We start from the raw sequence: 246 nt of genomic DNA, 5'->3' as shown, positions 1-246 counted from the left end.
CGTCACCACCTCCGTCGAGCATTCCGCCATCCTCACGCTGGTCGAGCAATTGGCGACAAGGGGCATCAACACGCACGTGATCCCGGTGGATTCGCGCGGACGGCTCGACGTCGAGGCCTTTCGCTGGGCGCTTGGACCACGCACGGCGATTGCGTCGGTTATGTGGGCCAACAACGAGACCGGCACGATTTTCCCGGTGGAGTTTCTGGCCGGGTTAGCGCGTGCGGCAGGCGCGCTGTTTCACAC

General features: G+C 64.2%; 1 protein-coding gene. It reads left to right on the top strand.

The window, feature by feature from the left end; translation table 11 throughout:
• Positions 1–246, top strand: a 246-nt coding sequence (locus tag QSV46_RS40660) for an aminotransferase class V-fold PLP-dependent enzyme (RefSeq protein ID WP_314964383.1), incomplete at both ends; no start/stop codon positions are given.

Origin of the sequence: Bradyrhizobium cosmicum (genome assembly GCF_032290525.1) — a bacterium.
Classification (GTDB): Bacteria; Pseudomonadota; Alphaproteobacteria; order Rhizobiales; family Xanthobacteraceae; genus Bradyrhizobium; species Bradyrhizobium cosmicum_A.
Note: the sequence above shows the minus strand (reverse complement) of the source record. Positions and strands in the feature narration are given on the sequence as shown.